The sequence below is a fragment of the Saccharomonospora saliphila YIM 90502 genome, from assembly GCF_000383795.1.
GTDB classification, from domain to species: domain Bacteria; phylum Actinomycetota; class Actinomycetes; order Mycobacteriales; family Pseudonocardiaceae; genus Saccharomonospora; species Saccharomonospora saliphila.
Window position 1 is genome coordinate 1 of sequence record NZ_KB912643.1, and the last position, 2413, is coordinate 2413.

A 2413-nucleotide genomic window follows, 5' to 3' on the forward strand; every position below is an offset into this window, starting at 1 on the left:
CCCGTGCGCGGTGGTCAGGAGTGCAGGGCGTCGGCGCCGAGCACGAGGCGCACGCAGTGGGCGGTGAGGCGTTCCCGCGGCACGTCGATCGCTCCGGAGAGGTAGGCGCTGAACAGGTTCGCCAGACCGCCGACGAGTGCGGTGGCGGTCAGCACGCGGTCCTGTTCGTCGACGCGGTCGGAGAGCTGTTCGCGCACCAGGTCGGCGAACATCGGCAGTCGCTGGCCACCCACGCGGGCCAGCGCGGGCTCGGCCAGCGGCGCGAGCAGCAGCACCCGGCCCAGGCGAGGGTCGTCCAGTACCAGCGTCACGAATGCCGCCACCGCCGACCTCGCCCGCTGCCGGGCGCCGCCCTCGGCGCCGATGGCGTCCCCGGACACCGCGTCAACGAGCACCTCGTGCGCCCGTCCGGCGACCTCGTCGTACACGGCGACCACCAGCTCGTCGCGGTCGGCGAAGTTCTCGTAGAAGTAGCGCTCGGTGAGCCGGGCGTGCCGGCACGCGGCCCGGACGCTCACCGTGGCGCCGGTGCCCAGCAGGTCGAGCCCGGCGTCGAGCAGCCGCCGACGCCGGGCGCTGCGGCGGTCGGACAACGTCGTGCCCGCCCAGGTGCGTTCCGCGTCCGCCATGGTCCGATCCGTCAGTGACTACGAGCGTCGTCGATGTTAACCGGTGCGGCCGCCGACCGCGCCGGGGTCGTGTGCCCGGGACGCGGGCGCGGACCTGGGACGCGGGTGCGGGCCGTGCCGGAGCGGGTGCGACGATGCCTGCCGTCGATTCGATCACCGCGGGAGGGGCATGTCCGAAATCGGTGCCGGGACCCGCCTGGGCTACTCGCTGGGTTCGTTCGTCACGGGTGCCTTCGGCACCGTGCCCGGCCTGCTGTTGCTGCCCTACCTCACGGACACGATGGCGGTGCCCGCCGCGGCGGCCGGGGCGATCGTGCTGCTGCCCAAGGCGTGGGACGTCGTGTTCAACCCGGTGGCCGGGCGGCTCTCCGACGCCGACCTCGTCCGCACCGGCAGCAGGCGCCGGTCGCTGCTGCTCGGCGGGCTCGCCGTGGCGATCACCTTCGCCGCGCTGTTCGCCCACCCCGGGCTCGGCGGCGCCGGAGCCGACTCGGCCTACGTCGTGGCCGTGTTCTTCGTGTGCGCCACCGCGTTCGCGTTCTTCCAGGTGCCGTTCAACGCGCTGCCCGCCGAGCTCACCGAGGACTACCACGAGCGCACCCGGCTCACGACCTGGCGTATCGCGGTGCTCGCGCTGGCCGTCCTCGTCTCCGGTGCGGTGGCGCCCGCGATCGCCGGCGGCGTCGGGGGCGTGGCGGGGTACCGGACGATGGGCGTGGTCATCGCGCTGGTGATCCTCGGGGGCACCCTGGCCGTCCATCGCGGCACCCGGGGCGCCCCCGTGGGACGGTTGCGCGGTCCCACACCGCACTGGCGGGAGCTGGTCGCCACGATGCGCCGGTGGGGCGCGTTCCGCCGCTTGCTGTGCGTCTACTTCGTGCAGTCGCTCGGGGTGGGCACACTGCTGGCCGGGGTGAACTACGTCGCCCGGCACGTGCTCGGCGACCCCAGCCTGCAGTCGTTGCTCTTCGTGGGGTTCGTGGGACCGGCCCTGCTGGTCATGCCACTGTGGAACCGCGTCGGCCGCACGGGGGGCAAGCTCGCCGGGTTCCGCGTGTCCTCGGTCGTGTTCGCTCTCGCGCTGGCAACGCTGGTGCTGGCGCGGACACTGCCGCTCGGCGTGGTGTTCGTCCTCGTCGCGGCGGCCGGGGTCGGCTACGCCGGAATTCAGGTCTTCCCGCTGGCGCTGCTGCCCGACCTCATCACCGCCGAGGAGGAGCGCACGGGCGCCGCCCGTGCCGGGGTGACCGCGGGAGTGTGGACGGCGGCCGAGACCCTGGGCCTGGCCCTGGGCCCCGGCCTGTTCGGGCTCGTGCTCGCGGCGGGAGGCTACGTCTCCAGCGCGGGCGCCACCGCACCGCAACCGGACACCGCCGTCACCGCGATCACCGTCGGCTTCTCCGCGGTGCCCGCGGTGCTGCTGGTGCTCGGATTGCTCCCGCTGCGCCGCGCGGTGTTCGCCTCGGAACACGACCGGCCCGCCGGAACTCCCGCGTCCTGACGGCCAGGACGCCGGTCCGGGGCGGGTGGCGCGCACCACCGCGCTGGGCACCGTGACTGCCCCCGCCGGTTCGAGCCTCGGGCCGGTCCGAGCACGGGGGCGGGTCGCGGCGCCCGGCACGATCCGCCCGTCCGTCACAAGCCGTGGCGGCGATCGCCGAGCACCCGCTCGCACAGGTCTGCCTCCGACCGGGCCGAGAAGGGATTCCGGTGCTCCTCGACCGCCCGCCGGGTCTCCTCGGCGACGAGGTCGCCGTTGATCTGCGCCGCCGCGGCGGCGCCGG

The 2413-nt window shown here is 74.7% G+C and carries 2 protein-coding genes; one reads left to right on the forward strand and one right to left on the reverse strand.

Annotation, left to right across the window (positions count from 1 at the left end):
- Window positions 1–14 precede the first annotated feature (14 nt).
- The gene (locus SACSA_RS0107985; RefSeq protein ID WP_019814883.1) at window positions 15–629 is read right to left on the reverse strand and encodes a TetR/AcrR family transcriptional regulator; all 615 of its coding nucleotides are present in this window, start codon (window positions 627–629) and stop codon (window positions 15–17) included.
- A 169-nt stretch (window positions 630–798) separates the two neighbouring features.
- Between SACSA_RS0107985 and SACSA_RS22030 the strand changes: the two genes are divergently transcribed.
- Window positions 799–2130, forward strand: a complete 1332-nt coding sequence (locus SACSA_RS22030; RefSeq protein WP_019814885.1) for an MFS transporter — start codon at window positions 799–801, stop codon at window positions 2128–2130.
- The last annotated feature ends 283 nt before the right edge of the window (window positions 2131–2413 follow it).

What these genes read in the sequence shown, in the direction of transcription:
- SACSA_RS0107985 (WP_019814883.1), bottom strand. Translation starts at nt 629, where the DNA reads ATGGCGGACGCGGAACGCACCTGGGCGGGCACGACGTTGTCCGACCGC.
- SACSA_RS22030 (WP_019814885.1), top strand. Translation starts at nt 799, where the DNA reads ATGTCCGAAATCGGTGCCGGGACCCGCCTGGGCTACTCGCTGGGTTCG.